This is a genomic window from Pseudomonas rhizosphaerae, from assembly GCF_000761155.1.
GTDB lineage: Bacteria > Pseudomonadota > Gammaproteobacteria > Pseudomonadales > Pseudomonadaceae > Aquipseudomonas > Aquipseudomonas rhizosphaerae.
The window spans coordinates 367,562-393,821 of record NZ_CP009533.1 but is presented as its reverse complement, the minus strand read 5'-3'; the positions used below and the strand labels follow the sequence as shown (position 1 = coordinate 393,821).

Here is a 26,260-nt window from a genome sequence, read left to right as displayed (position 1 = left end):
CCCTAAGCGCGAATCAGCGCAGAGTGATTAGCCCTTGCCGGGCAATGCGCACGGCATGGGCGATCACCTCATGGGCATCCTGCGCCGACGGCGCCTGGATCACGGCCAGTTCGAAGCTGTTGTCGGGCAGGTTTTTCAAGGCGCTGTGCTGGTCGATGAAGCGCGCGACAAAGGCACCAGGCTTGCCGCGCCGGCGGGGCCAACCATCCAGGCTGCGCAGCAGGTTCGGTTGATGCTGGCCTACCAGCAGAATGCGGGGGTTGCGCAGGGACGGACTGGCCGGGATGGGCGCCAGACAAACGATGGGGCGGGGACAATTCATGATGGTGTTCTCAGCCTCGACCGCTTCATGTGGGAGAGCTGGGCAGCGGTGGGAGGCATCACCGAACCAGCGCTTTAGCGGTATTTCGAAGGCTCGCAAGAACCTCCAGGCGCCCCGCAAGTAGCTGTCTAAATCGGCGCATGAGGGGTAATCCTATTGAATCGGTCGGCAGGGTGTCAACCGCCTGGTGTACAGGTCAGACCGGCTTGTAGCGGATCTGATTGATATACCACAGCGCCTCGCCATCGGGGATCTGTACGACAATTTCGTCGCCTTCCTGCTTCTTCAGCAGCGCGCGGGCCATGGGTGAATCGATGGAAATATAGTCGTTGCGACCATAGATTTCGTCATAGCCAACAATACGAAAGGTCTTCGTCTCGCCTGCGTCATTTTCAATCTCTACCCAAGCGCCGAAAAACACTCGGCCTTCCTGTTCGGGCGAATAATCGACGACCCTGACGTCTTCCAAGCGTTTGCGCAGATAACGCACGCGACGGTCGATCTCGCGCAGCAGCTTCTTGTTGTACTGGTAGTCCGCGTTCTCACTCCGATCGCCCAGAGAAGCCGCCCAAGCGACCTTCTGCGTGATCTCTGGCCGATAGACACGCCACAAGTGATCGAGCTCTGACCTCAGCGCCTCGTGTCCTTCACGGGTAATGATGTTCGTTGCCAACGCGGCCTCCGGCCAGACACAAAGCCTTAGCCTACAGCAATCACTCTGCCCTGCCAGCGAGGTTCATGATTCAACGCGCCGACGCCAGCTTGCGCGCGCCTGGCTCCAGCGAATCGCGTTCGCGGGCGAATGCCAGGTAGTACTTGTTCACGCTGTTGACGTAGCTCACCGCGGCCATGCCCATCTGCTCCATGGCGATGCGTTCGGTCTGGAAGAACCACTGGTCTGGGTTCAGGCCGCGGCGGCGGGCTTCCTTGCGCATGGCTTGTACCCGTTCCGGGCCCATGTTGTAGGCGGCCAGGGTGAAGGCCATGCGTTCACGCTCGTTGAGCTTGTTGCTGGAAAAGAACTTGCGGCGAATCATCGCCAGGTACTTGGCTCCGGCCTGCACGTTGTTGTCGACGTTCTGGATGTTGCCCACGCCTACCCGACGAGCCGCCGCCGGGGTGATCTGCAGCAGGCCGGTGGCGCCACTGCCGCCACGGGCAGCCGGGTCGAGCTTGGATTCCTTGAAGGCCAGCGCGGCGAGGTTGAGCCAGTCCATGTGCTGCTCGCGAGCATGACGCTGAAGGACCGGACGCAGCTTTTCAAGACGCTGGCGGTCGCTGCGAGCCAGGGGATAGTGAACCTTGTACAGGCCACGGTAAACCTTGACGAACGCGGCGTCCTGGTCGCTTGGCGCCTTGTACGAGGCCAGGAAGCGATCGACGCTGGCGCCGAGCTGCGGTGCGTCGCGGCGCACGTACCAGCTCACCGAGCCGGGCGCGCTGAGCACCACTCGGCGGTCAACGCGCAGCCGCGGCATGACCTTGGCCCAACGCTCGGCGATGGGCAGCTCGACAACGGTCAGTGGGTAGATCCCGGCCTGGACCATTTCCAGCACGTCCTCCACGGCCAGGCTGGGGTCGACCCATTCGATGTCGATGGGCGCCAGTTTGCGCAGGGCCAGTTTCTGATTCAGGCGTTCGATGGCAGCGCCCGCAGCGCTACCATTGGGCAAGGCGAGGGTTTTGCCTGCCAGTTGTTCGACCCGCACGGGGCGCCGGCCGCCTTTGCCGCTGACCAGCACGAACGGCACATTGGCGATCACGGCATCGCTGGCCGCGACCTTGCTGGTAGGGTGCAGCTCCATCAGTTCGCCCGGTGCGACCAGATCGCCTTCGCCGCGCTGCAAGGCGCCGAGCAGTTGTTCCTTGGCACGCGGGATGATCTTGAGTTGCAGCGCCTGGCCTTTGCCGGCGTGGCTATTGAGATAGCTTTGGAAGGCTTGCAAGCGGTGATATTCGACACCGATGGCCTGGCCGCGCACCTGGCCGGAGCTGTTGCGGCTCTGGTTGACCAGCACGCGCAAGACGCGGCTCGACTGAATCTGCGCCAGGTCGCGGACCTTGGTCGGGTGCGCCGCAAGCGGCGGACCCGCCGGACGAGCGGCCGCAGCCGAGGGCAGCACGAGGGCCAGACACAGCGCGACAATCAGTGATCTCAGGCCCATGGTTCCCCGGCAATTGTGCTGAGCAGCCTTCAATGACTGCCCTAACCTTCTGAAGTTCTTGGGTTTCTTGCCGACCCCCAAGCTCTGGTATGCTTTTCGCCTCCTGCTTTGAGGTAGCACCATGCAACTCATCGATATTGGCGTCAACCTTACCAACGACAGCTTCGCGCAAAAGCATGAAGCCGTTCTGCAAAGGGCCTACGATGCGGGCGTCTTTCAGTTGGTGCTCACCGGCACGAGTGTCGAGGGCAGCGAGCAGGCCTTGCAGCTGTGTCGGCAATGGGACGAATCCGGTGAGCGCTTGTTCGCCACCGCTGGCATCCATCCGCACAGCGCCAGCGAGTGGAACGGCGACAGCGCCACCTGCCTGCGCGATCTGCTGGGTCAGCCGCAGGTCAAGGCGGTGGGCGAATGCGGCCTGGATTTCAACCGTGATTTTTCGCCGCGTCCACAGCAGGAAAAAGTGCTGCACGAGCATCTCGCCCTGGCAGTGGAACTGCAGTTGCCGGTGTTTCTCCATGAGCGCGATGCCCATCAACGCCTGTTGGACATCGTCAAGGATTACCGCGACCACCTGCCTGCCGCGGTCGTGCACTGCTTCACCGGTGAGCGCCAGGCGCTGTTCGGTTATCTGGACCTGGACCTGCACATCGGTATCACCGGCTGGATCTGCGATGAGCGTCGCGGCACCCACCTGCACCCGCTGGTGGGCAGCATTCCCGCCTCGCGGCTGATGCTGGAGAGTGACGCGCCGTACCTGCTGCCGCGCACCTTGCGGCCCAAGCCCAAGAGTGGCCGCAACGAACCGGCCTTTCTCACTGAAGTGCTGCGCGAGGTGGCCCTGCATCGAGGTGAAAGCCAGGTCGAGCTGGCGGCAAGTACGACCGCGTGCGCCCGGGCATTTTTTGGTCTGCCTGAGATCAGCGCGGCAGCGTCCGCTCTCTATGACGCTGATAGCGAAGCTTGATTCGCGGCCGATGCGAGCGGTGACTATTATCGTTCTCAACCGATCCGGATCTGGATCTGGCTTGAACAATCGACGCTTGGCTGGACTCTACACTTCATGCCACCCGCCTTGCTGAACCCAGGTCCTGCTGCACCATAACTATGGAGCATTGAGCCATGAACGATATGAACGCCCTGAGCATCATCAACGACCCGAACAATGGTATCCGTGTTTCACGGGCGATCGCTCTGCCGCTCTTGGCACTGTCTGCCTTGATGCTGGTCGATGCCGCCGCCTGCTCCAGCATTGCCGAAGCTGCCATCGGCGTGATCGGCCTGGTTGCCGCCTTCGCGCTGGGTCGCCCGCAGCACGCGCTCAGCCAAACACCGTCACCGTCTGTCGGCTGATTGCCAGCAGCTCGCCTTCCGGGTTCCACATGGCCGCGGACGTGTGGCCATAGCCGTCCCGAGCGTGTTCGATCACGGCCTGGTAGCGACACCACTCAAGGCTTCGCAGCGCGGGCATGGGTTGGATGAACTCGATGGTCCAGGTCAGGCTGCTGCCGGGTGCAGGTTGGCTCAGATAGGGCAAGAGTGCAGGCGGCCAGGCATCGCCCAGCACCAGTAGTAGGGCTTCAGTGATCGGCTCGTCCCGATCATGGTCACGCAGCTGCACCCAACCGCCTATACCGGCGACCGGCGTATTGCTGAAGGGCAACGCACCGATGCCCCAACGCATGTCCAGATGACGGATGTACTCGGGCGTCACCCCTGGCAAATACGGCAGCGCAGTGGATTCGGCCAGGGGCTTCATGGCGGCCACCGGCATTGCGCTGATACTGATTGCCGATTCCCTCGCCAGGCCGAAGCTGGCCTGCACCACCGTCATGGTCCGCCCGCCCTGGACCGCACGCGCCAGCACCGACGTCACCGCGCTGCCCTCCCGGAGTATTTCCACCTGCAAATCGATCGGCACCTCCAGTTCCGCCGGGCCAACGAAGGTGATCGCCATCGAGCGGACCGGGCGGTCGGGAACGTGCGCCGCCATGGCCTCGTGCAACAAGGCTGCCATGAGCCCGCCGTAACAGGCGCGGCCCTGGCTCCATTCGCGGGGTACGGTGACGCTGTGGGGTGGACGTCGTGCGCTGGCGAGCAGGTCGTGAAGGTTCATGGGCCGGCCTTGAGGGTGAGGGTAGATGCGCTTGATGGTAGCCAGGTCGGCGCCCGACCGCAGGTTTCATATCGGCCAATTTACAGTGTGCGCAGCTTACAGTTCGCGCAGCTACCGGGGCATGTTCCCCGGCCTGCGGGCCAGTTGTCGGCGCAAGGTGGCCAACGCAGCGCGCAGTTGCTCGCGCGACACCGGGCGGCCGGCATAACGCTGAGCCATGAAGGCGTAGGCAAACTTCAGGATGGCCTCGCTTTGCGAGGGCAACTGGGCCGCTGCCCGCTCGGCGAAGGCCATGGCGCCCTCGCCGGTCTGACGGACGATGCCACGTCGACGCAACAAGCGCTCGAAGGCGACGAAATCCTTGAGTTGCGGATCGACCCGATGTCGCCACGGCTTGAGCAGCCAGACACTGGCCAACACCATGAACAATAGCCCGCCGACCGGCAGCGCCCAGCGTTGCAGACCCTGGAACCAGCGCGCGAGAAATTCGATCTGGCGCTCGCCCTGGTACTCCAACACCCAGCGCTGCCAGCCGTAATTGAGGTTGTCCCATTGCAGGCGCAGGTCGTTGAGCCAGGTCAGCTGCGGGTAGCGCAAGGGCGAGAACGGCGAGCCTGCGAGAAATTCTTCATCCGCCGACAGTGCCTGCTGCAGGCCCTGCTCGACACGGGCCGGTGCCACTGCTGCAGTGGGGTCCGCCCGTTGCCAGCCGATCCCCGACTGCCAGTACTCGACCCAGGCGTGGGCTTCGAATTGGCGCACGGTCAGGTAGTTGCCCGCCGGGTTGACCTCACCGCCCTGATAGCCGGCTACCACGCGCGCGGGCACACCGGCCACGCGCAGCGCATAGACCATGGCGCCGGCATAGTGGGCGCAAAAGCCCCGACGACTGTCGAAGAGGAATTCGTCGATGCTTTCGCGGCCCAGCACCGGCGGATTGAGCGTGTAGTGGAAAGGCAGTTCGCGAAACTGCCGGAGCATTTCGTTGACCAGTGCTGGCGCCGTGGTGAACCGGGCACGCAAGTCTTGCGCCCACTGGCGCGTGCGCGGGTCGCCCTGGGCCGGCAGTAGCAGCGCCGTGCGCAGCGCTGGCGCTGACAGCTGCGGCTCGCGGAGCACCTGTGGCCAGGACGTGACCGCGTACATCAACGGTTGGTCGACCGGGCGACGACGCTGCAGACGTCCGTCGCTCAGCTGGCGCACGCCGGGCGATGCCGTGCGCGCGACGTCCAGGGCGAACAGCCAGGGCTTGCCGCTGGGCTGCTGGATGACCTGATAGGTGAGCGAAGGTCCGGTGGGTTGCCACTGCGCTGCCAGCTGGGTCTGGATCCAGGGCGACTGGCTCCAGGTGCGGCCGTCGTACACATCCAGGCTCAGCGCCCGCCAGTACAGATCACGTTTGGCCGGTATGGCGCCGTCGAAGCTGGCGCGAAAGGCCACTTCACCGGATTGGCTGAGGCTGGCCACGTCGGCCGGGCTCATGCTTTCCGACAAGCCGGTAACGCCCTGCCCCGGTTTGGGCAACGGCAGCGACCAGAGCGGTTCCAGGCGTGGGAAGAACACAAACAGCAGCAGCATCAGCGGCAACGCCTGCAACACCAGGCTGCTCGCCAGTTTCAACGTGGCCATGGGCTGGGCAATCAGCTGGGTCTGCTGCAAACCGATCAAGGCCGCGAGCAAGGCCAGCAGTGGCAGTACGCTGTACAGCGCCCAGCCCAGGCTGGCATCGAACAGGTAGGCCACTGCCAGGCAGAACAGGCCGAGAAAGATCACCACGCGGGCGTCACGAGCGCTCTGCATCTCCAGAAGCTTGAGCAGGAACGCGGCCACCAGCAGCGCGGCGGTGGCCTCCAGGCCCACCCAGGTGCCGCTGGACAGGTACACCCCGGCGGCGACGGCAAGCATCAGCGCCAGCTTGATCAACCGCCCCGGGTAGCGGGCTCGCATGCGAAACACCTGGACGCGCCAAAGGGTGCAACCCAGCCACAGCACCAGCAGCCATAACGGCACGTGCCACCACAGCGGCAGCAGGACCAGCGACTGTGCCAGCAGCAGCCAGGTCAGGCTGACCCGGGGAATCGCTGCGGCCGTGCTCATGGCTGTTCTCCAAAAAGCGCCAAGGCGCGCAGGCAGGCCTCACGGTGTGCGTCGCCGCTGTCGGTGTCCAGCCGATTGCCGGGCAACTGCAAGGCGAAAGGCCGCTGCTCGCGGGACAAGGCCAGCACCCAGTAGCACAGGCGCGACAAGCGTTGTTCGACATCGCCGCCCAGGGCCACGAAGTCCAGGCACAGCTCCTGGCCGCGCAGGTCGGCGAAGTCCTTGACCAGCAGCCCTTCGCCGCGTGAATAGGCCTTCCAATGCATGCGTCGCCAGGAATCGCCCGGCTGGTATTGCTTGAGGCCCTGAAAATCGTCCACGCCCTGGCCGTGCAGGCGTTGCGCTTGGTCTTCGATATCCGCCGACTCGCTGTGCAAGTTCGGCACTTCGCCCTGCAACGGTTGCGGATAGACCAGCACTCGCTGGCCCAGGTCGACCCAGGTCCAGGCGGTGAGCACGCCGAGGGGAAAGCTGGTCTCCACGCGCATGCGCGGTGCTGGAAGCCAGCCGCGGCGCTCGGTCGGCAGGCTCAGTTCCAAGGCCTGTACGTGATCGGGGGCGACGTCGCTGCGTTGCAGTTGCTGCGCGTTCCAGCCCACGCCGATGGCCTGATGCTCTTTACCGCCGCTTTCCAGGCGCAGACCGAAGCGCGCCTGCTCGCCGACGAACACCGAGGTGGCGCCGTTACCGCTGACCAGCAGGCCGCTGAGGTTGCGATAGGTGTGCAGGATGGCGACGACGAACACCGAGCTCAGCAGGAACACCAAGGCATAGGCCAGGCTGTTTTGGTAGTTGATGGCGGCGAGAAATATCAGCAGCAGTACGACGATGAAACCAATGCCGCTGCGGCTGGGGACGATGAAGATCCGGCGCTGGTCCAGCTCGATGCGCGGCGCTGTCGGCAAGCGGCGCGCCTGCCAGCGCCGCCAGTGCTCGCCCAACCTGCGCCTCACAGCGCAGGCACCTCCCGCAGCAGCCATTGCACCAACGCGCCACCGCCCTGGCCGGTGGGGTCGGCTCGCTCGCGCAGGCGGTGGCTGACCACCGAGGGCAGCACGGCTTGCACGTCTTCGGGAATCACGTAGTCGCGATCGAGCAACAATGCCCAGGCCTTGGCAGCGGCCAGCAACGCCAGGCTGCCGCGTGGCGACAGTCCATAGGCGAACTGCGGCTGGGTGCGCGTGGCTTCCACCAGGCGCAGTACGTAGTCCACCAACGCATCGCTGGCGCGCACTGCACGGGCCTGGGCTTGCAATGCGGACAGTTGCGCATGGTCGAGCACAGCGCTCATGCGAGGCAGCAGATCGCGTCGGGCTTCACCCATCAGCAAAGCCTTTTCCGCCGCCTTGGCCGGGTAGCCGAGCGACAGGCGCATGAGAAAACGGTCCAGTTGCGACTCGGGCAGCGCGAAGGTGCCGCCTTGGGTGGTGGGGTTCTGCGTGGCGATCACGAAAAACGGCTGGGGCAATGGACGGGTGGCGCCCTCGATGGTGACCTGGCCCTCCTCCATGGCTTCGAGCAGGGCACTCTGGCTCTTGGGCGTAGCGCGGTTGATTTCGTCCGCCAGCACCAGTTCGGCGAAGATCGGTCCGGGGTGAAAGACGAAACGACCGCTGTCCTTGTCGAACACCGACGTGCCGAGGATATCGCTGGGCAGCAGGTCGGAGGTGAACTGGATACGTTGGAAGCTCAGGCCCAGCACCTTGGCCAGGGTATGACTCAGGGTGGTCTTGCCCATGCCGGGCAGGTCCTCGATGAGCAGGTGGCCATCAGCGATCAGGCAGGTCAACGCCAGGCGAACCTGGGTTTCCTTGCCCAGCAGGACTTCATTGACGGCTTGCAGGCATTCATCCAATCGGCTGCGCATGGCAGACACTCCTTGTCGATACTACGTCTGCTGGCCGTCTTCCGGCTCGCTGTCAGGCGGTCCTGGGCGACCGAAGTGCTTCAGCGTCCGGCACGCGACTCGCGGATGTAGAAGCGTGCTTTTTCGGCCTTGTTGGTGCAGCCCTCGAAGGCTTCGAACTGCTGCTGGGTCTTGGCCCCGGTGAGCAGTGACAGCGCCTTGGAATAGCTTACGGTGCCGGCCAGGCCTTCGGCCTTTGCCAGGTCGAGCTCGTGCCAGGCACCATCGAGCTGCGTGGCGCAGCTGTCGCGGTAGGCGGTCTTGCCGGCACAACCGCTCAAGGCCAGTGCCACCAGCGGCACACAGATCCAGGCTTTCATCGATGACACCTCGGGAAAAACGTCAGGGTAATGCTGGGTCAGACGATGTGCCATCTAAAAAGTGCCGTTGGGTGGGAGCGGGTTCCTGTGGGAGCGGGTTCCTGTGGGAGCGGGTTCCTGTGGGAGCGGGTTCCTGTGGGAGCGGGTTCTACCCGCGAAGGCGTCGGCACTGGCACCGCTGGATTCGAGGGTAAATCCGGGATTGATGGTGTAGGGGCTGGCGTCTTCGCGGGTAGAACCCGCTCCCACAGGGGGACGGGGTGGGTGCCGCGAGATTGGTGGTGTGGGGGCTGGCGTTTTCGCGGGTAGAACCCGCTCCCACAGGGATAGCTTCCACAGGGGATAGCGACCTCAGGGGATAGGTGTGGGCTGGGGGGGCGGCGCTTCAGTCGGGGCTTGCCAGGCGGTAGCCTACGCCGGGTTCGGTGATGAGGAAGCGTGGGGCGGCGGGGTCGTCGCCCAGTTTCTGGCGCAGGTGGCCGACGACGATGCGCAGGTAGTGACTGTCGTCGAGGTGGGTCGGGCCCCAGATGTCCTTGAGCAATTGCTGCTGGGTGATGACCCGTCCCGGATAGCGCGCCAGCTGTGCGAGCACGGCGTACTCCTTGCGGGTCAGGGCCACCTCGGCGCCATCGAGGGTGACCCGGCGCGATGCCAGGTCGACCTGCAGCGGGCCCAGTTGCAAGGCCGCTTCGTGGACCGGGCTGCCGCTGGCCTGGCGCAACAGCGCGCGCACCCTGGCAAGAAACTCCTGGATGCCGAAGGGCTTGGTCACGTAGTCGTTGGCGCCACTGTCCAGGGCCTGGACCTTCTGTGCCTCGCTGGCGCGCACCGAGAGCACCAGCACCGGCACCGTGCTCCATTGGCGCAGTTCCTCCAGCACCTGTTGACCGTCCATGTCCGGCAGGCCGAGGTCCAGCACGATCAGGTCCGGACGCATCAGCGCGGCCTGGCCCAAGCCTTCGGCGCCGGTGCCGGCTTCGATCACCTTGTAGCCCTGGGAAGCCAGGCTGATGCGCAGGAACTTGCGGATCTGCGGTTCGTCGTCGATGACCAGCAGGGTGCTGGGCAAAGAAGTGCTGGCCAGAGGGGAATCGGGAAGGCTCATGCTCAAGTGTCCGCATCGGCGCCCGGTTGAGCGCGCAGCGGCAAGCATAAGGCGATGCAGGTGCCTTGGCCATCGATGCCGCTGCTGACTTCGACGCGACCGCCGTGGGCGCCGACCATGCCCTGACAGATGGCCAGGCCCAGCCCCGTGCCCTGCCCACCTCGATCACCGCGGGCAGCGGTGTAGAACATGTCGAAAATCTTCGTCCGCTCGGCCTCGGGAATACCGGGGCCCTCGTCGCTGACCGCGAGCAGCAGGCTGTCGTCGCGCACACGGGCCGACACTTGCAAGCGACCGCCCACGGGCGAGAACCGCGCGGCGTTTTCCAGCACGTTGACCAGGGCCTGTTCGATCAACGCCGCATGCACGTACAGCAAGGGCAGTTGCGCGGGCACCTGCACCTGGACCTGCAACGGCGCCAGTGGCGCACGCAATCGACCTACAGCGCTGGCGACGATGTCACCGACCGCCACCCAGTCTCGAGCCAGCTTGAGGGCACCGTGGCCCAGGCGCGTCATGTCGAGCAGGTTCTGGATGTAGCGGTCCAGGCGCTCGGCTTCGTCACGGGTGACTTCGAGCAACGCTTGGCGATCGTCCGGCGCCAGGGCGCTGCCCAGGGCCAGCAGGCTGTCGATGCTGCCACGCATGGCTGTGAGCGGCGTGCGCAGGTCATGGGACACCGAAGCCAGCAAGGCGCTGCGCAACTGTTCGGTTTCCCCGTGCAGGCGCGCCGCTTCCAGGTCGTGGGCAAGGTCGGCTCGCGCCAACGCCTGGGCCACCGGCTGGACCAGCGCCCCCAGCAAGCGGCGGCCATGGCCGTCGAGCCGGCCGGGCTGCCGTTCGGCCACCGCCAGCAGCGCCAGCACCCGGCCTTCCAAGGTCACCGGCAGCCACCACCAACGCCCAGCCGGTAACGTTGCCGTGCCCAGCCCGGCCGGTTGCGCATGGTTGCCGGCCCACTGCGCTGCCGCCAGTTCGGTGGTCGTGAACGGCGCCGCGCTGCCATGGGCCACCTTCCAGCCTTGCTCGCCGCGCTCGAGCAGGCAGATGTCCAGCCCCGGCCAACCGTGCAGGTGCTGCGCCGCCGCGCTGAACACCGCCTGGCGGTCGGTCGCCGCCGCCAGCAACCGGGACAGCTCCAGCAGTTGCGCGGTGTGCGCCTGGGTTTCGCGCAGGGCACTGAGCTGCTGCCGCTGCCGCGCGGCGAGATTGCCGGTGAGCGCCGCCATCAGCAGAAAGAACAGCAGGGTCAACACGTCTTCCTGACGCTGGATGCTCAAGGAGAAGTTGGGCGGGATGAACAAAAAGTCGTACGCCAGGAACGATAACGCCGCGCAGCTCAGGGCCGGCCCCGGACTGCTGCGCACCGCCACCAGCAATACGGCGGCAAGAAACACCAGGGAGATATTGGGCAGGTCCAGCACCTGCGCCACGGCCCAGGCCAGCCCGCTGGCCAGCAGCGTGGCCAGCAGTGCCAGGACATACTCGCGCCAGCGTCCGACGGGCCGCGGACGCCTTGGCTTGGATGGCTGCACCTGGGCACGCGCCAGCACGTTGATCTCCACACCGCTGTGGCTACGCAGCAAGCGCTCGGCCAGACCTGCGCCGAAGCGTCGGCGCCGCGACTGACCGACCAGGATCAGGTTGGCGCGGCGGTCGCCGGCATGTTGCAGCAAGGTCCTGGCCACTTCCGCATCGCGCAGTTCCACCACCTCGCCGCCGAGCCGTTCGGCAATCTGCTGGGCCAGTTGCAGGCGCTGACGCGCCGTCTCGTCGAGCAACCGGCCGTTGTCCACATGGACCACGGACCACGGCAAGTGACGACGGCGCGCGACGCGGCTGGCGTGGCGCACCAGGCGCTCGGCCTGCTCGTCGGCGACGATGCCTACCAGCAGTCGTCCGCGCACGCTGGGCGCCTGCTGGCCGAGGCTACGGTAGCCTTCGTGCAGATCGTCATCGACCTGGGCGGCGGCCGTCTGCATGGCCAGTTCGCGCAGAGCGCTAAGGTTGGTCTGGGTGAAGAAGGCGTCGATGGCCGCCCGCGCCTGCTCCGGCACGTACACCTTGCCCTCGCGCAGGCGTTCGAGCAGCTCGCGCGGTGGCAGGTCGATCAGCAGCAAGTCATCGGCTTCCTGCACCACCCAGTCGGGCAGGGTTTCGCGCACCTGCACGCCGGTGATCGACTGGACCTGGTCGTTCAGGCTTTCCAGGTGTTGCACGTTGACCGTGGTGTAGACGTCGATACCGGCGGCGAGCAGGTCCTGCACGTCCTGCCAGCGTTTGGCGTGGCGGCTGCCAGGCGCATTGCTGTGCGCCAGTTCATCGACCAGCGCCAGCGCCGGGCGGGCGGCGAGCACCGCATCCAGGTCCATTTCCTCGAGGATCACGTCGCGGTATTGGCTGCGCCGCAATGCCTGCTGGGGCAGCCCGACCAGCAGCGCTTCGGTTTCCGCGCGGCCGTGGGTCTGCACCACGGCAGCCAGTACCTCGATGCCCTGACGCTGGCGAGCGTGGGCGGCCTGGAGCATGGCGTAGGTCTTGCCGACACCGGGCGCGGCGCCGAGGAACACTTTCAAACGCCCACGCCCATTGCGGGGCAAGGCGGCCAGCAAGGCGTCGGCGCGGCCGGAATCACTCATGGTCTGGGCTCATGGCATCGCCTCGTGGTCATCGGGACTGTGACGTTAGCCGATCCAGCGCCTGGTTCAAAGCCAGCACGTTGACTACCTCCGGGCCGATGGCCGGCGATCGGGTCTGCGCCTGCACCAACGCGCGCAGAGTCGACTCGGGCAGCCCGCGTTCGCGCGCCACCCGGGGGACCTGATAGCTCACCGCTGCCGGTGGCAGATCAGGGTCCAGACCACTGGCCGAGGTGGTCAACAGCGCCAGCGGAACCGGACCTTGCTGCGCATCGAACTGTTCATCGGCCTGCGCCAGCACGCGAGTGCCCAGCGCAGGATTGCTCGGCGCCAGGTTGCTCGCACCACTGGCCAGGGTCGCGTAGTCGGCCGCCGAAGGCCGTGAATGAAACCAGCGCTCATCGGTGAAGGCCTGGGCGAGCAAGGCTGAACCGCGCACCTCACCCTGCGCATCGCGCACCAGGCTGCCGTTGGCCTGGGCGGGAAAGGCCCACTGCCCTACCGCCCACACCAGCAGCGGATAGGCACCGCCGGTGAGCAAGGTCATCAACAGAATCAGGCTCAAGGCCGGACGCAACAAACTGTTCATCATTCAAGCTCCAGGGTCAGACCAGGTGCAAAGCGGTGAGGACGATATCGATGGCCTTGATGCCGATGAAGGGCACCACCAAGCCACCCAGGCCGTAGATCAGGACGTTGCGCCGCAGCAGTTGCGCGGCGCTGTCGGCCTGCACCCGCACGCCGCGCAGGGCCAGGGGGATCAACACGATGATGATCAAGGCGTTGAAGACGATGGCCGAGAGGATCGCGCTCTGCGGGCTGGCCAGATTCATCACGTTGAGTACGCCCAGGGACGGGTACACCGCGGCGAACAGCGCCGGCAGGATGGCGAAATACTTGGCCACGTCGTTGGCGATGGAAAACGTGGTCAACGCCCCACGGGTGACCAGTAGTTCCTTACCGATGCGCACGATGTCGAGCAGTTTGGTCGGATCACTGTCCAGGTCGACCATGTTGGCTGCCTCGCGCGCGGCCTGGGTGCCGTCGTTCATCGCCACGCCGACGTCGGCCTGAGCCAGCGCGGGGGCATCGTTGGCCCCATCGCCACACATGGCCACCAGGCGGCCGTCGGCCTGTTCCTGGCGTATGCGCGCCAGCTTCTTCTGTGGCGTGGCTTCGGCCAGCACGTCGTCGACCCCGGCTTCGGCAGCGATGGCGGCGGCGGTCAGTGGGTTGTCGCCGGTCACCATCACGGTGCGGATGCCCAGCTTGCGCAGTTGCTCGAAGCGCTCGCGAATGCCGGGCTTGACCACGTCCTTGAGGTGGATAACACCCAGCAGTTGGCGGTCGCGGCACACCAGCAGCGGTGTGCCGCCACTCTGCGCGATGCGCTCGATGTGTTCGGCCAGCGCGGGCGCAAGCTGCGCCCTGGACTGGCCGATGAACGCCAGCAGCGAGTCCACCGCGCCCTTGCGGTAGCTCTGCTGGTCGAGGTCGACGCCCGACAGCCGTGTCTGGGCGCTGAACGGCACCGATTGCCAACGTTCGGTGGCCGGCTCGTCGATGCTGAACAGCGGCCGGATGAACTCGACCACCGAGCGCCCTTCCGCCGTTTCATCGCCCAGCGAAGCCAGCAGCGCACCCTCGGCCATCTGTGCGTCGCTAACCCCAGGCGCGGCATGCAAAGCGCTGCAGCGGCGGTTGCCGAAGGTGATGGTGCCGGTCTTGTCGAGCAGCAACACATGGACGTCACCGGCCGCTTCCACGGCGCGGCCGGACTTGGCCACGACGTTGAGCCGCACCAGGCGGTCCATGCCGGCGATACCGATGGCCGACAGCAGGCCGGCGATGGTGGTCGGGATCAGGGTCACCAGCAATGCCAGGAGAAACACCAACGGCAAGCTTTGCCCGGAGAAACGGGCGAAGGGCTGCAGGGTGACGACCACCAGCAGGAAAACCATGGTCAGGCCGATCAGCAGGATGTCCAGGGCCACTTCGTTGGGCGTCTTCTGCCGCTTCGCGCCTTCCACCAGGGCGATCATGCGGTCCAGGGTCGACTCGCCGGGGTCGGTGGTGATCTCGATCAGCAGCCAGTCCGACACCACCAGGGTATTGCCGGTGACCGCCGAGCGGTCGCCGCCGGATTCACGGATCACCGGCGCCGATTCGCCGGTGATGGCGGCCTCGTTGACGGCGGCGATGCCCTCGCACACCTCGCCGTCGCCGGGAATCATCTGCCCGGCTTCGACGCGCACTACATCGCCCTTGCGCAGGGCGGTGGCGGCAACGGTTTCGAAGCTGCCGTCGGCGCATTGCCGGCGAGCCTGCAAGCCTTGGCTGCCGGCCTTGAGGCTGTCGGCCCGGGCGCGGCCGCGGCCTTCGGCCAGTGCTTCGGCAAAATTGGCGAACAGCAGGGTAAACCACAGCCACACGGCAATCTGCACGGCAACCCCGGCCGACACCGCCGGGTCAGGCAGCAGGCACAGGCCGGTGGTCAGTACGGCGCACAACTCCACCACCAGCAGCACGGGGCTGCGCAGCAGCCGGCGGGGGTCGAGCTTGACGAACGCCTGCAGTAGCGCGGGTCGCCACAGGGCACTCAAGGTGGCCCCGGCGGGCGATTGTGGTTGCGTGGCAGCGGCAACGGTCGATCGGTTCATGGTCCAGGCCTCAGAAGTGCATGTTCAGGTGCTCGGCGATCGGCCCCAGGGCCAGCACCGGCAGGAAAGTCAGGCCGCCCACGATCAGCAGGGTCACGGTCAGCAGGGTGATGAACAACAGGCCATGGGTGGCGAAGCTGTCGGCGCTCGGCGCGCTGGCGTTCTTGCTGGCCAGGGCCCCGGCCAGCGCCAGCACCGGCAGGATGTAGCCGAAGCGGCCAAGCAACATGCCCAAAGCCAGCATGAGGTTGTGAAAGGCCGTGTTGGCAGACAGGCCGGCGAAGGCCGAACCGTTGTTGGCGCTGGCCGAGGTGTAGGCATACAGCAGCTGAGTGAAGCCATGGGGGCCGGGGTTGCTGACCGCTCCGGCAGGGCCCGGCAGGCTGACGGCAATGGCGCCGAGCACCAGCACCCCCACGGGCATTACCAGCAGGCTCGCGACCAGCCAGCGAACTTCCCGTGCCTGGAGTTTCTTGCCCAGGTATTCCGGGGTCCGACCGATCATCAGGCCGGCCAGGAACACCGTCAGCAGCACGTTGAGGAGCATGCCGTAGAGACCGGCGCCGACACCGCCGAAAATCACCTCGCCGAGCATCATGTTGACCAGGGCGACCATCCCGGAGAGCGGGCTGAGACTGTCGTGCATGGCATTGACCGAGCCGTTGGAGGCGGCCGTGGTGGCCACCGACCAGAGCACACTGGCCGTGGTACCGAAGCGGCTTTCCTTGCCTTCCAGCGGCGCGGCCTGATCGACCATGGCACTGGCCAGCGATGGGTTGGGTTGCTGCTCGGCGTACAGCGACAGCCCCAGGCCCAGCAACAGCAAGGTCAACATGCAGGCCAGGATCGCCCGGCTCTGGCGCAGGTCCTTGACGTAATGGCCGAAGGTGAAGACCAGGGCGACCGGGATGATCAGAATGCCGGCCAGTTCGAACAGGTTGCTCCAGGCCGTGGGGTTCTCGAACGGATGCGCCGAGTTGACACCGAAGAACCCGCCGCCGTTGGTGCCCAATTGCTTGATGGCGATCTGGCTGGCCGCCGGGCCAAGCGGGATGGTCTGGGCATTGCCCTGCAAGGTCAGCGCATCCACGTAGGGAGCGAAGGTCTGGGGTACGCCCTGCCATACCAGAAAAACGGCCAGCAGCAGAGCCAACGGCAGCAGACCATAAAGAGTGGCGCGGGTCACATCGACCCAGAAGTTGCCCAGGGTGCTGGCCGAGCGCCGGCTGATACCGCGACACAGCGCTACCAGCACGGCCAGCCCGGTGGCGGCACTGAGGAAGTTCTGCACGCCCAGGCCGGCCATCTGGCTCAGGTAGCTGAGCGAGGTTTCGCCGCTGTAGGCCTGCCAGTTGGTGTTGGCCATGAAGCTGACCGCCGTGTTGAACGCCAGGGTCCACTCCTGGCCCGGCAGGTGCTGGGGATTGAGCGGCAGATAACCCTGCAGCATGAGGATGGCGAACAGCACGCCGAACCCTGCCAGGTTGAAGGCCAGCAGGGCCAGGGCGTAGCGCTGCCAAGTCTGCTGCTGTTGCGCATCGATACCGGCAAAGCGGTAGCAGAGTTTTTCCACGGGTTGCAGCGGCACACTGAGCCAGGTGCGCTGGCCTTCCATGACCTTGTAGTAGAAACGTCCGAGCCAGGGCGCCGGCAGCAATATCAGGGCGAAAAAGGCCGCTATCAGAGCGAAATCGTGACTGTGCATGAGTGACTAGCCTCCACTGGCGCGCAAGAGGGCAACGAGCAGGTACACAAACAAGCCGATGGCCAGCAGCAGGAACAGGCCGTCCAGAACAGACATGGGGAAATCTCCAGGCACGGCGGGCGCCGCTTGCCGATATTCTCCAAGGCCTGGGCGTAAAGGCGCGAGATCGATACCCGGGCCTGGCCGTAAAGAAAGCGTAAAAATCACTCGTCACATCTGGCCACGAGCGGGCGCATGGGAAGCGCGGGGCCGAACGGCTATCATGGCGGCCTTCCCTGCCCCCTGGAGCCTTCATGCGCCTGTTCCACACCTCCGACTGGCACCTCGGCCAAAGCCTGCACGGTCAGGAGCGCGACTTCGAGCACGCAAGCTTCCTGCGCTGGCTGCTGCGTCAGCTCGCCCAGCGCCAGCCCGACGTGCTGCTGGTGGCAGGCGACATCTTCGACACGGTCAATCCGCCGGTGCGGGCGCAGGAGCGGCTGTACAACTTCATCGTCAGCGCCCACGAGCAACAACCGCAGCTGACCATTGTGATGATCGCCGGCAACCACGACTCCGGTTCGCGAATCGAACTGCCCGGGCCGTTGATGCGCCGCTTGCGCACCCACGCGCTGGGCCGGGTGATGTGGCTCGAAGACGGCCGCCTCGACAGCGAGCGGTTGTTGCTCCCGCTGCCCGATGCCAGTGGTGAGGTGCAGGCCTGGTGCCTGGCCCTGCCTTTCCTGCGCCCTGCCGAGGTGACCGGCGCAACCCTGGGCGAGGATTACCTGCAAGGCATCGCCCGGGTGCACGAGATGCTGATCGCCGCTGCCAATGCCCGACGCTCGCCGGGTCAGGCCCTGATCGCCATCAGCCACGCGCACATGGCGGGGGGTTCGGTGTCGATGGAGTCCGAGCGCAGCCTGGTGATCGGCAGCGCCGAGGCGCTGCCGGCCAGCCTGTTCGACGCCAGCATCAGCTACGTTGCGCTGGGCCATCTGCACAAGCCACAGAAGGTCAACGGCGAATCGCGCATTCGCTACAGCGGCTCGCCCATACCCCTGTCGTTTTCCGAAATCGAATACCCGCACCAGATCCTCGAGATCGAGTGCGCCGGCGAGCAGCTGGTGAGCGTGGAACCGATCCTGATCCCGCGCGCGGTCGACCTGCTGCGCATCGGCCCGGCGCCGTTGCCGCAGGTCCGCGAACAGTTGCAGCAACTACCGGACGTGGACCTGTTGGCCGATGTGCTGGGCTACCCCTGGCTGGAAGTGCGGGTGGTACTCGACGAGCCGCAACCGGACCTGCGCCAGCACATCGAAACCGCGCTGCAAGGCAAGGCCGTGCGTCTGGTGCGGATCGCTGCCGAGTACGCCGGGCGGGTCAACGCCGACAACGAGGATGTCGGCGCCCTGATTGAGCTGGACCAGCTCAGCCCCCACGAACTGTTCAGCCGCGCCTGGCTCGACAGCTATGGCAGCGAGGTGGACGAACAGACCCTGGATGACTTCGCGCAGTTGTTGCAGGAAGTGCAGCTGGAGGGCGAAACCCCATGAAGATTCTGGCCATCCGCCTGAAGAACCTCGCCTCGCTGGCAGGCCCGTTCGAACTGGACTTCACCGCCGAACCGCTGGTCAGCGCCGGTCTGTTCGCCATCACCGGCCCTACCGGCGCGGGCAAGAGCACCCTGCTCGACGCCCTGTGCCTGGCGCTGTTCGGCGCCGTACCGCGCCTGGGCAATGCGTCGCAGAGTGCCAAGGTGCCCGACGCCGACGGTGAAATCGGCAGCTACGATCCGCGCACCCTGTTGCGTCGGGGTACCGGGGCGGGCTATGCGGAAGTGGACTTCCTCGGCGTCGACGGTCGTCGCTATCGCGCGCGCTGGGAGGCCAACCGGGCACGGGACAAACCGGCGGGCAAGTTGCAGAACAGCCGGCAGTCGCTGCGCGATCTGGACAATGACCAGCTGCTCGCCAGCCAGAAAGGTGAATACAAACAACTGCTGGAAGCCCGCCTGGGGCTGAACTTCGAGCAATTCACCCGTGCGGTGATGCTGGCGCAGAGCGAGTTCAGTGCCTTTCTCAAAGCCGACGACAACGAACGCAGCGAACTGCTGGAAAAGCTCACAGACACCGCGCTCTATACGCGCCTGGGCAAACGCGCCTTCGAAAAGAGCCGCGACGCCCGCGAGCAGCTCAAGCACTGGCAGGACCAGGCCACCGGTATCGCGCCACTGGCCGCCGAAGCGCGCGAAGCGCTGGATCTGGAGTTTCACACCGCCAGCGAGCAACTGCGGCAGCACCAGGCGCACCTCAAGCAAGTGGAACAGCAACAACAGTGGCACTGCGAAGACCGGCGCCTGAGCGACGACTGCCAGGCGGCACGGCAGCAGGTGCAAGACGCATCCCAGGCATGGGAAGCAGGCGCCGAGCAGCGTCTGCAGTTACACATGCTCGAGCAACTGGCACCGCAACGGCACCTGTTCAGCCGCCAGCATGAGTTGCAGACTCAGCTCCAGCCCCTGGCCGAGCGCATCGAGCAGGCGCGCGCGCAACAGGTGCAACAACAGGTGCAGCGCGAGCAGTTGGACGTGCAACGCGAACAGACCGGGCACCAGTTGCAACAAGCGCTGGCGCAACAGGCCGAGGCCCAGCCGCTCCTGCAGCAGGCCTTCGACGCGCAGTCGAATCGTGGTCGTTTGCACACCGAGATCGAACCACTGCGTCCGGCACTGGCCGAGGCCGAACGCCAGCTGTCCGCAGGGCAGCAGGCGCTGCACGTCATGGAGCAACAGCAGGCCGGCAGTGGCGAACGCCTGCAGCAGGTCGCCGAAGCGCTTGAGCGCAGCGCCGAGCTGGCCCCCCTGGCTGGCACGTGGGGGGCGTACTTGCCGCGTCTGCAACAGGTGGTGACACTGAGCAGTCGCCTGCGCCAGGGCCAGGCCGAACTGCCTGCCTTGCAGACGCAGGCGCACACCACACGCACGAGCCTTGCAGAGCATGAAAGCGACCTTGCCCGGGTATTTCAGAATGCGCCGTGCAGCGCCGAGCAACTGCCCGAGCGCGTGCAGCAACTGACTCAACGGCTGCAACAGCAACACCAGGAACTGCGCGCCGTGCAGGAACTGGAACGGCTGTGGCAGCGGCGCAGCGCAATTGAGGAACGTCTTGAACAGGGGCGTCAGCAACAGGCCAGCCTGCTGGCCCGGCGTGAACAACTGACTGCTCAGGGACTGGAGGTCCGCGCAGCCCACGAACAGGCCGAGCAAGCCTTGAAGGTGACCCTGCAACTGCTCGAACGCCAGCGCCTGGCGCGCAGTGAAAGCGTCGAACAGTTGCGCGAACGCTTGCAGCCCGAGCAGCCCTGTCCGGTCTGTGGCAGTGTGGAGCACCCCTATCATGCTCCGGAGGCGCTGTTGCAGGCGCTGTCGGCACACGATGACGACGAAGAGCAACGCGCCCGCGCTGCGTTGAAGCCGGTGTCCGAACGCCTGGTCGAGCTGCGTACCGAAGTCGGCGCGCTGATCGAGCAGCACAAGCAGCTCAAGGCGCAGGAGCAACAATGGCTCGACCAGCCGGGTGACGCTGAGCTGGCCCGGCATCCGCTCTACCCTGCCCTGTGCGACGCCGAGCAGCCGGCGGACTGGCTGTGCGACACCCTGGCTGGCCACACGCGTTCGATCGACGAGGATGAACGTCAGCAGAACAGCCTGCTGGCCTTGCAACAGCAGGCGAGCGCCTTGCAACGCGCCGTGGCCCAGGCCAGGGAAGCCAGCCAGCAGGCGCAGCAGCTTCTACAAGCGCATCAGGCCCACCTGGACGCCGACCAGCAGCGGCTCGACGAAGAGTTGCAGGCGCTGGCCAGTCAGTTGCCCGCCGCTCGCCTGCAGGCCCTGCGCGAACACCCCGCGCAGACGTTCATGGCGCTGGAACAAAGCATCGGCGAGCGCCTGGCGCAAATCGAACAGCGCGATGAAGAACAGGGCGAGTTCGACGCCCGCGCGCGCCGCATCGAGCAGGCCCGCAGCGAGCATGCGCGGCACCAGACCGATTGCGAGCAGCAACGCCAGCGGGTCCAGGCGCTGTCCGCGCAACTGCAGACCTGTGAGGCACGGCTGCGCGAATTGCTGGGCGAGCATGCCCAGGCGTCCGCCTGGCAGACGGCCTTGCACGATCAGGTTGAGATGGCGCGCGACCAGGAACGGCAAACCGACCGCCAGCAACAGGATCTACGAACCCGGACAGTGCAGACCGCCAGCGCCCTGGAGGCCGACACTGCGCAGCAGGCCCAATTGCAGCAAACCCTGGCTGACGTGGAGCAGGCCCTGCACGCTTGGCGCGAGCAGCGTCCGCAACTGGAAGACGACGGGTTGCAGGCACTGCTCGCCATCGATGAACCCCAGGTCGATGAGCTGCGCAGCCGCCTGCAGAGCACGGAAAAAGCCCTGGAACAGGCACGCATCCGCTTGCACGAACGCGAGCAGCGCCAGCAGTCTCATCGGACACAGGTCGACGCGATTGCCAGTGTCGAGGCACTGGACGCACAGCACGCCGCCCTGCTGATGGACGTCGAACGGCAGGAGCACCACTGCGCCGAGCTGCGCGCCCGGCAAGCCGAAGACCAGCGCCGGCACAGCGCCAACCATGCCCTGCAGACGCAGATTGCCGAGGCTGACGCGCACTACCAGCGCTGGGCCCGATTGGCGGCACTGATCGGCTCGGCCGAAGGCGATCGCTTCCGCAAAATCGCCCAGGCCTACAACCTCGACCTGCTGGTGCACCACGCCAACGTGCAGTTGCGCCAGTTGGTGCGCCGCTACCGTCTCAAGCGCGGCGGCAGCATGCTCGGGTTGTTGGTGCTGGACACCGAAATGGGCGACGAACTGCGTTCGGTGCATTCACTGTCGGGCGGGGAGACCTTCCTGGTGTCGCTGGCGCTGGCCTTGGGGCTGGCGTCGATGGCGTCGAGCACGCTGCGCATCGAGTCGCTGTTCATCGACGAAGGCTTCGGCAGCCTCGATCCCGAATCGCTGCAACTGGCCATGGACGCACTCGACGGCTTGCAGGCACAAGGGCGCAAGGTGGCGGTGATTTCCCACGTGCAGGAGATGCACGAGCGTATTCCGGTGCAGATTCAGGTGCGGCGTCTGGGCAATGGGCTGAGCAGCGTCGAGGTCAGCGGCTAGCACCCTGACCCGGCAACGCGGCGTGCCTGGCACGCCGTGCTGCGGTTTGGGATGTTACTGAGTCAGGAATTTCAGGTCCGACGGCGCGTCCTGCTTGAAGCTCTGTACCGTCTCACCGAGCATCCCGGTGCCGGCATCGCGCTTGAGCACGGTGATCTGGTTGCTCTTCTGGTTGGCGATCAACAGGAAATGGCCGGTGGGGTCGAGGGCGAATTCGCGTGGGTGATCGCCGTCCACCTGCCGACGCTGGATCTCCTTGAGCTGGCCATTGCCGGAGGCGACGCTGAACACCAGCATCTGGTTGGCCGTGCCACGGTTGCTCACGTACAGGAAGCGGCCATCGGCAGACAGGTGCAAGGCGCCGCTGGCGCTTTCCTTGCCTACGGTGCCCAGTTCGAGCAGCTGCTGGCGTACCAGGTTGCCATCTTTGACGTCGAACATGGCCAGTTGGCCGCTCATCTCCAGCGTCAGGTAGGCGTGCTTGCCGTCACGACTGAACAGCAGATGACGCGGGCCACTGCCGTCCGGCAACTGCACCGAGGCCGGTTGGGCAGGCACCAGCGGACGCTCGGCAGACTCGGGCTGGTAGCGGTACACGTAGACCCGGTCGGCACCCAGGTCGCTGGCGTAGACGTAGCCACCCGAAGGCAGTGACACCACCGAGTGCACGTGCGGCCCGGCCTGGCGCTCGGGGTTGACCTGGCTGGCCACGTGCTTGAGTTCCTGCACGACGTTACTGAGGGTGCCGTCTTCGGCCACCTTCAGCACGCTGAGGCTGCCGCCCGGATTGGCACTGACGGCATAGTTGGCCACGAACAGGTGGCGCCCGTCCTGGCTCAGGCTGGAATGGGTCGGCTCGTCGCCGCTGGTGGCCACCTGGTTGACCTGGTGGAGGTCGTGGGTCTTGCCGTCTACGGTGAAGCTGGTGACCTTGCCGATCACCTCCTTCTGGCCGGGGCCGTTTTCATTGACCACGAACAGGCGCCGCTGGTCCTGGGACAAGGTCAGCCAGGAAGGGTTGGAACTCTTGACCGTCTGCCGGGGCTGGGCTTCGATCTGGCCAGTGGCGCTGTCGAAAGCATAGCGATAGATGCCCTCGCTGGCACCCTGGGTGTAGGTGCCTACCAAGAGGTCATATTTTTCGGCTGCACCGGCGTGCAGGGAGGTCAGGGCCAAGCCGTTGACAAGCATGGATAGCAGAACTCGCTTCATGAAGGTTTCTCCGAAGCCTGTTGTAGGTGGCCAATCTTTCGCGCCACCCCGTATTGTTGCGGCAGCAGGAGCGAACGTGGATCGGTCTCTACAGACCGCCGCGTTTACGTTTGGGTTTCATCTTCTTCTTCGCGGGCCGAAAAGGCGCTGAGGCAGATCAGTTGGTGCGACGTGCCGGCATGATCGACGACAAAGCTGTTCGGCTCGGCGCCCGGCTGGGCAGCCTGCTGTTCCTGCAGGGTGAACTGCCAACGCTTGAGCTCGCGGCCGTCCATGCATTGGACGTGCAGGGTCTGCTGCTCGTCGATGGAAAAGTCGAAGGCGTGCAGCGTGTCGATCAGCAGCATGTCGCAGGTTTCTAGAGCGCTGGGCAGGGTCATGGTCGGACCTCCTGGGTGATGTCGGACCATGATACCCGTGCCGCATCGATCTGGTCTGCCTGCGCGCAGCGGCTAGAGGACGCCTACGGTCCCCGGCGCGAACGCGGCTTCGGCCTGGCCGACGCTGTTCACCAGCGGTGCACCGAAGGCCGGCAGGCTGATCTCGAAGTGGTCGCCCAACTGCGTGGCAACGCCGTCGGCAAACGACAGCGTAGCGGTACCGAAGAAATGGATGTGCACGTCGCCGGGGTTGAGGAACTGCGCGTACTTGAAATGGTGGTATTCGAGGTTGTCGAAGCTGTGGCACATGTTGGCCTCGCCGCTGAGAAACTCCTTTTCCCAGATCACCTCGCCAGCACGCCGGATACGGCTGGTGCCGGACAGGTGCTCGGGCAGCTCGCCCACGCGCAGCTCCGGACCATAGCTGCAACTGCGCAACTTGGAATGGGCCAGGTAGAGGTAGTTCTTGCGTTCCATCACATGGTCGGAGAATTCGTTACCCAAGGCGAATCCCAGGCGATACGGGCGGCGGTCCGGGCCGATCACGTACAGCCCGCCCAGCTCGGGCTCTTCGCCGGCGTCTTCGGCAAAGGGCGGAACGGGGAACGCCTGGCCGGGCCGCACGACGATGCTGCCGTCACCCTTGTAGAACCACTCCGGCTGCACGCCGGGCTGGCCCGAGGCAGGCTTGCCGCCCTCCACGCCCCACTGGAATATCTTCAGGCTGTCGGTGATCGCGGCGTCCCCGCTCTGCTGGTGCATCTTGTCGCGGGTGGCGGCGCTGCCCAAGTGGGTCAGGCCGGTACCGGTCACCAGCATGTGCGCCGGGTCGGGGTGGTCCAGCGGTGGCAGGATGCGGCCCTGTTCACGCAGCTGCGGGTAGTCGTGGTGCTCACCCAGGCCGCATCCGTCCACGGCCTGGGCCAGGCCATGGCCAGCGGCGATCGCGGCCATGGCCAACTCACGGACACTGTTCGCGCCGCGCACTTCGTGTACACGCTCGCCGTCGACCACGCCGACCCGACGCTCGCCATTGTTCAATTCAAATTGCACCAGATGCATGATCGATCTTCCTCTTGCTGGGTTCAGGAACGAGCGCTGGCGGCGAACGTGTCGACCGGCAGCACGTGACGGCGCTCGAGCAACTGATAGACCACTGCGGTCAACACCAGCCCGAACACCATCACGCCGCTGAGAAAATACAGGCCGCTGGCCAGGTTACCGGTGTACTCCTTGAGCGCGCCGATCACGAACGGCCCGATGTAGCCGCCCAGGTTGCCCACCGAGTTGATCAGGGCAATGCCGGCGGCCGCACTGGCGCCGGCGAAGAAGCGGCCCGGCAGGGTCCAGAACACGGCCGTGCAGGAGAACAGGCTGAACGCGACCAGGCACAACGCAGCCAACTGCGCAGCCGGCACGCTCAGCCAGGCGCTGAGAAACAGACCCACCGCGCCCAGCACGTACAACACCGCCAGGTGGCCATAGCGGTCGTTGAGGCGGTCCGAGCTGCGCGGAATGATCAGCAGGCCGATGATGCCGAATACATAGGGCACCGAGGACACGAATCCGGTGGTCAGGTCGCTGCCGCCGAACTGCTTGATCAAGGTCGGCAACCAGAGGCCCAGGCCATAGATGCTCAGGGTTACCGGCAGGTAGAACAGCGCCAGCAGCAATACGCGGAAGTCCTTGAGCGCATGCAACGGGTTGCCATGGCGGGTCTGGCCATAGGCTTGCAAGTCGTTCTGCAGTTCAGTGGCCAACCAGTCCTTTTCTGCCTGGTTCATCCATTTGACCTGCTGCGGGCCATCGGGCAGCCAGCGCAGCACCGGCCAGGTGAGCAGGATGGCTGGGGTACCGATGACGATGAACAACCACTGCCAGCCGTGCAGGCCGAGCACGCCGTCCATGCCCAGCAGCGCGCCGGACACAGGCCCGGTGATCATCATGGCGATGGGTTGGGACAGAATGAACAGACCGAGGATCTTGCCGCGGTGACGGACCGGGAACCACTGCGTGATGTAGTACAGCACGCCGGGAAAGAAGCCGGCTTCGGCCGCCCCCAGCAGGAAGCGCATAACATAGAAGCTGTGCGGACCTTGCACGAACGCCATGCCGATGGTGATGGCGCCCCAGGTGATCATGATGCGGGCGAACCAGCGACGGGCGCCGAAGCGTTCGAGCATCAGGTTGCTGGGGATTTCCAACAGAAAGTAGCCAATGAAGAACAGCCCTGCACCCAAGCCGTAGGCGGCGTCGCCGATGCCCACATCCGCGCCCATGTGCAGCTTGGCGAAGCCCACTGCGGAGCGATCCACGTAGGCGATCAGGTACAGCAGAATCAGGAACGGGATCAATTTGAAGGTGATGCGGCGTATAAGCCCGAGTTCCTGGCTCATGGGATCGATCTCCACTTTCTTGTTTTTATGCTTGTTTTAGGTGGGAAGGCTTCAGCGCACGTTCGCCCCT

At 65.5% G+C, this 26,260-nt stretch carries 22 protein-coding genes; 4 read left to right on the top strand and 18 right to left on the bottom strand.

Features of this window, described 5'->3' with window-relative positions; all coding sequences use genetic code 11:
* Positions 1 to 13: 13 nt before the first annotated feature.
* The 3 genes from LT40_RS01815 to LT40_RS01805 all read right to left on the bottom strand — a co-directional run bounded on the left by LT40_RS01815 (position 14) and on the right by LT40_RS01805 (position 2,487).
* Entirely contained in the window at positions 14 to 322 is a 309-nt protein-coding gene (locus LT40_RS01815; RefSeq protein WP_043185718.1) for a hypothetical protein, read from the bottom strand.
* 196 nt (positions 323 to 518) lie between these two features.
* Complete coding sequence (gene greB / locus LT40_RS01810; RefSeq protein ID WP_043185715.1) at positions 519 to 995, bottom strand: transcription elongation factor GreB; 477 nt, start codon at positions 993 to 995, stop codon at positions 519 to 521.
* Between the two features lie 70 nt (positions 996 to 1,065).
* Positions 1,066 to 2,487: an MltF family protein gene (locus LT40_RS01805; RefSeq protein WP_043185712.1), complete on the bottom strand. Its 1,422-nt coding sequence runs from the start codon at positions 2,485 to 2,487 to the stop codon at positions 1,066 to 1,068.
* Between the two features lie 121 nt (positions 2,488 to 2,608).
* Between LT40_RS01805 and LT40_RS01800 the strand changes: the two genes are divergently transcribed.
* A complete protein-coding gene (locus LT40_RS01800) occupies positions 2,609 to 3,454 on the top strand; it encodes a TatD family hydrolase (protein ID WP_052393209.1) in 846 nt (281 codons plus the stop codon).
* Between the two features lie 155 nt (positions 3,455 to 3,609).
* Positions 3,610 to 3,840 carry a hypothetical protein gene (locus tag LT40_RS01795; protein WP_043185709.1) on the top strand — a complete coding sequence of 77 codons (231 nt, stop codon included), beginning with the start codon at positions 3,610 to 3,612 and terminating at the stop codon, positions 3,838 to 3,840.
* On the opposite strand, the gene LT40_RS01790 is transcribed toward LT40_RS01795, so the two are convergent.
* The 11 genes from LT40_RS01790 to LT40_RS21045 form a co-directional block, all read right to left on the bottom strand.
* Positions 3,809 to 4,603 (bottom strand): acyl-CoA thioesterase, encoded by a 795-nt coding sequence (locus LT40_RS01790; RefSeq protein ID WP_043185707.1) that lies wholly within the window; start codon positions 4,601 to 4,603, stop codon positions 3,809 to 3,811. The two genes, LT40_RS01795 and LT40_RS01790, sit on opposite strands and share 32 nt — an antisense overlap.
* A 111-nt stretch (positions 4,604 to 4,714) precedes the next feature.
* Entirely contained in the window at positions 4,715 to 6,700 is a 1,986-nt protein-coding gene (locus LT40_RS01785) for a transglutaminase TgpA family protein (protein WP_043185705.1), read from the bottom strand.
* A complete protein-coding gene (locus LT40_RS01780) occupies positions 6,697 to 7,680 on the bottom strand; it encodes a DUF58 domain-containing protein (RefSeq protein WP_043185701.1) in 984 nt (327 codons plus the stop codon). The genes LT40_RS01785 and LT40_RS01780 overlap by 4 nt, the downstream gene beginning before the upstream one ends.
* Positions 7,650 to 8,567 carry an AAA family ATPase gene (locus tag LT40_RS01775; protein WP_043185699.1) on the bottom strand — a complete coding sequence of 306 codons (918 nt, stop codon included), beginning with the start codon at positions 8,565 to 8,567 and terminating at the stop codon, positions 7,650 to 7,652. Before LT40_RS01775 ends, LT40_RS01780 begins: the two co-directional genes overlap by 31 nt.
* Positions 8,568 to 8,647: 80 nt before the next feature.
* Positions 8,648 to 8,926, bottom strand: coding sequence for a hypothetical protein (locus LT40_RS01770; RefSeq protein ID WP_043193238.1), 279 nt, complete (start codon positions 8,924 to 8,926; stop codon positions 8,648 to 8,650).
* A gap of 385 nt (positions 8,927 to 9,311) precedes the next feature.
* Positions 9,312 to 10,034 carry a response regulator gene (locus LT40_RS01765; RefSeq protein WP_052393207.1) on the bottom strand — a complete coding sequence of 241 codons (723 nt, stop codon included), beginning with the start codon at positions 10,032 to 10,034 and terminating at the stop codon, positions 9,312 to 9,314.
* Between the two features lie 2 nt (positions 10,035 to 10,036).
* Complete coding sequence (locus LT40_RS01760) at positions 10,037 to 12,673, bottom strand: sensor histidine kinase (RefSeq protein WP_043185697.1); 2,637 nt, start codon at positions 12,671 to 12,673, stop codon at positions 10,037 to 10,039.
* A 28-nt stretch (positions 12,674 to 12,701) separates the two neighbouring features.
* On the bottom strand, positions 12,702 to 13,262 hold the full coding sequence (gene kdpC / locus LT40_RS01755) for a potassium-transporting ATPase subunit KdpC (protein ID WP_043193234.1): 561 nt from the start codon (positions 13,260 to 13,262) through the stop codon (positions 12,702 to 12,704).
* Between the two features lie 16 nt (positions 13,263 to 13,278).
* Positions 13,279 to 15,333: a potassium-transporting ATPase subunit KdpB gene (gene kdpB / locus LT40_RS01750; RefSeq protein ID WP_043185696.1), complete on the bottom strand. Its 2,055-nt coding sequence runs from the start codon at positions 15,331 to 15,333 to the stop codon at positions 13,279 to 13,281.
* Positions 15,334 to 15,343: 10 nt separating this feature from the next.
* A complete protein-coding gene (kdpA, locus tag LT40_RS01745; protein WP_043185694.1) occupies positions 15,344 to 17,038 on the bottom strand; it encodes a potassium-transporting ATPase subunit KdpA in 1,695 nt (564 codons plus the stop codon).
* 6 nt (positions 17,039 to 17,044) lie between these two features.
* Positions 17,045 to 17,134 carry a potassium-transporting ATPase subunit F gene (locus LT40_RS21045; protein ID WP_082223535.1) on the bottom strand — a complete coding sequence of 30 codons (90 nt, stop codon included), beginning with the start codon at positions 17,132 to 17,134 and terminating at the stop codon, positions 17,045 to 17,047.
* Positions 17,135 to 17,331: 197 nt separating this feature from the next.
* On the opposite strand from LT40_RS21045, the gene LT40_RS01740 reads away from it, so the two are divergent.
* Together LT40_RS01740 and LT40_RS01735 are read left to right on the top strand one after the other, a co-directional pair.
* Entirely contained in the window at positions 17,332 to 18,573 is a 1,242-nt protein-coding gene (locus LT40_RS01740; protein ID WP_043185691.1) for an exonuclease SbcCD subunit D C-terminal domain-containing protein, read from the top strand.
* The gene (locus tag LT40_RS01735; protein WP_043185689.1) at positions 18,570 to 22,202 is read left to right on the top strand and encodes an AAA family ATPase; all 3,633 of its coding nucleotides are present in this window, start codon (positions 18,570 to 18,572) and stop codon (positions 22,200 to 22,202) included. Before LT40_RS01740 ends, LT40_RS01735 begins: the two co-directional genes overlap by 4 nt.
* Before the next feature lie 54 nt (positions 22,203 to 22,256).
* On the opposite strand, the gene LT40_RS01730 is transcribed toward LT40_RS01735, so the two are convergent.
* From LT40_RS01730 to LT40_RS01715, 4 genes are all read right to left on the bottom strand, one after another.
* Positions 22,257 to 23,414, bottom strand: coding sequence for a lactonase family protein (locus LT40_RS01730; protein ID WP_052393205.1), 1,158 nt, complete (start codon positions 23,412 to 23,414; stop codon positions 22,257 to 22,259).
* A gap of 104 nt (positions 23,415 to 23,518) precedes the next feature.
* Positions 23,519 to 23,794, bottom strand: a complete 276-nt coding sequence (locus LT40_RS01725) for a DUF5629 family protein (protein ID WP_237749280.1) — start codon at positions 23,792 to 23,794, stop codon at positions 23,519 to 23,521.
* Positions 23,795 to 23,866: 72 nt separating this feature from the next.
* A complete protein-coding gene (araD1, locus tag LT40_RS01720; RefSeq protein ID WP_043185680.1) occupies positions 23,867 to 24,856 on the bottom strand; it encodes an AraD1 family protein in 990 nt (329 codons plus the stop codon).
* 23 nt (positions 24,857 to 24,879) lie between these two features.
* Positions 24,880 to 26,190, bottom strand: a complete 1,311-nt coding sequence (locus LT40_RS01715; protein ID WP_043185676.1) for an MFS transporter — start codon at positions 26,188 to 26,190, stop codon at positions 24,880 to 24,882.
* Positions 26,191 to 26,260 lie beyond the last annotated feature (70 nt).

Excerpts from the sequence above, each read along its gene's own strand:
- kdpC (WP_043193234.1), bottom strand. The coding sequence starts at position 13,262 with ATGAACAGTTTGTTGCGTCCGGCCTTGAGCCTGATTCTGTTGATGACC.
- LT40_RS01815 (WP_043185718.1), bottom strand. The coding sequence starts at position 322 with ATGAATTGTCCCCGCCCCATCGTTTGTCTGGCGCCCATCCCGGCCAGT.
- LT40_RS01780 (WP_043185701.1), bottom strand. The coding sequence starts at position 7,680 with ATGGCTGCTGCGGGAGGTGCCTGCGCTGTGAGGCGCAGGTTGGGCGAG.
- LT40_RS01770 (WP_043193238.1), bottom strand. The coding sequence starts at position 8,926 with ATGAAAGCCTGGATCTGTGTGCCGCTGGTGGCACTGGCCTTGAGCGGT.
- LT40_RS01800 (WP_052393209.1), top strand. The coding sequence starts at position 2,609 with ATGCAACTCATCGATATTGGCGTCAACCTTACCAACGACAGCTTCGCG.
- LT40_RS01725 (WP_237749280.1), bottom strand. The coding sequence starts at position 23,794 with ATGACCCTGCCCAGCGCTCTAGAAACCTGCGACATGCTGCTGATCGAC.
- LT40_RS01730 (WP_052393205.1), bottom strand. The coding sequence starts at position 23,414 with ATGAAGCGAGTTCTGCTATCCATGCTTGTCAACGGCTTGGCCCTGACC.
- LT40_RS01740 (WP_043185691.1), top strand. The coding sequence starts at position 17,332 with ATGCGCCTGTTCCACACCTCCGACTGGCACCTCGGCCAAAGCCTGCAC.
- LT40_RS01765 (WP_052393207.1), bottom strand. The coding sequence starts at position 10,034 with ATGAGCCTTCCCGATTCCCCTCTGGCCAGCACTTCTTTGCCCAGCACC.
- kdpA (WP_043185694.1), bottom strand. The coding sequence starts at position 17,038 with ATGCACAGTCACGATTTCGCTCTGATAGCGGCCTTTTTCGCCCTGATA.
- LT40_RS01735 (WP_043185689.1), top strand. The coding sequence starts at position 18,570 with ATGAAGATTCTGGCCATCCGCCTGAAGAACCTCGCCTCGCTGGCAGGC.
- LT40_RS01795 (WP_043185709.1), top strand. The coding sequence starts at position 3,610 with ATGAACGATATGAACGCCCTGAGCATCATCAACGACCCGAACAATGGT.
- LT40_RS01790 (WP_043185707.1), bottom strand. The coding sequence starts at position 4,603 with ATGAACCTTCACGACCTGCTCGCCAGCGCACGACGTCCACCCCACAGC.
- LT40_RS01715 (WP_043185676.1), bottom strand. The coding sequence starts at position 26,190 with ATGAGCCAGGAACTCGGGCTTATACGCCGCATCACCTTCAAATTGATC.
- LT40_RS01805 (WP_043185712.1), bottom strand. The coding sequence starts at position 2,487 with ATGGGCCTGAGATCACTGATTGTCGCGCTGTGTCTGGCCCTCGTGCTG.
- LT40_RS01775 (WP_043185699.1), bottom strand. The coding sequence starts at position 8,567 with ATGCGCAGCCGATTGGATGAATGCCTGCAAGCCGTCAATGAAGTCCTG.
- LT40_RS01760 (WP_043185697.1), bottom strand. The coding sequence starts at position 12,673 with ATGAGTGATTCCGGCCGCGCCGACGCCTTGCTGGCCGCCTTGCCCCGC.
- LT40_RS01785 (WP_043185705.1), bottom strand. The coding sequence starts at position 6,700 with ATGAGCACGGCCGCAGCGATTCCCCGGGTCAGCCTGACCTGGCTGCTG.
- LT40_RS21045 (WP_082223535.1), bottom strand. The coding sequence starts at position 17,134 with ATGTCTGTTCTGGACGGCCTGTTCCTGCTGCTGGCCATCGGCTTGTTT.
- kdpB (WP_043185696.1), bottom strand. The coding sequence starts at position 15,333 with ATGAACCGATCGACCGTTGCCGCTGCCACGCAACCACAATCGCCCGCC.
- araD1 (WP_043185680.1), bottom strand. The coding sequence starts at position 24,856 with ATGCATCTGGTGCAATTTGAATTGAACAATGGCGAGCGTCGGGTCGGC.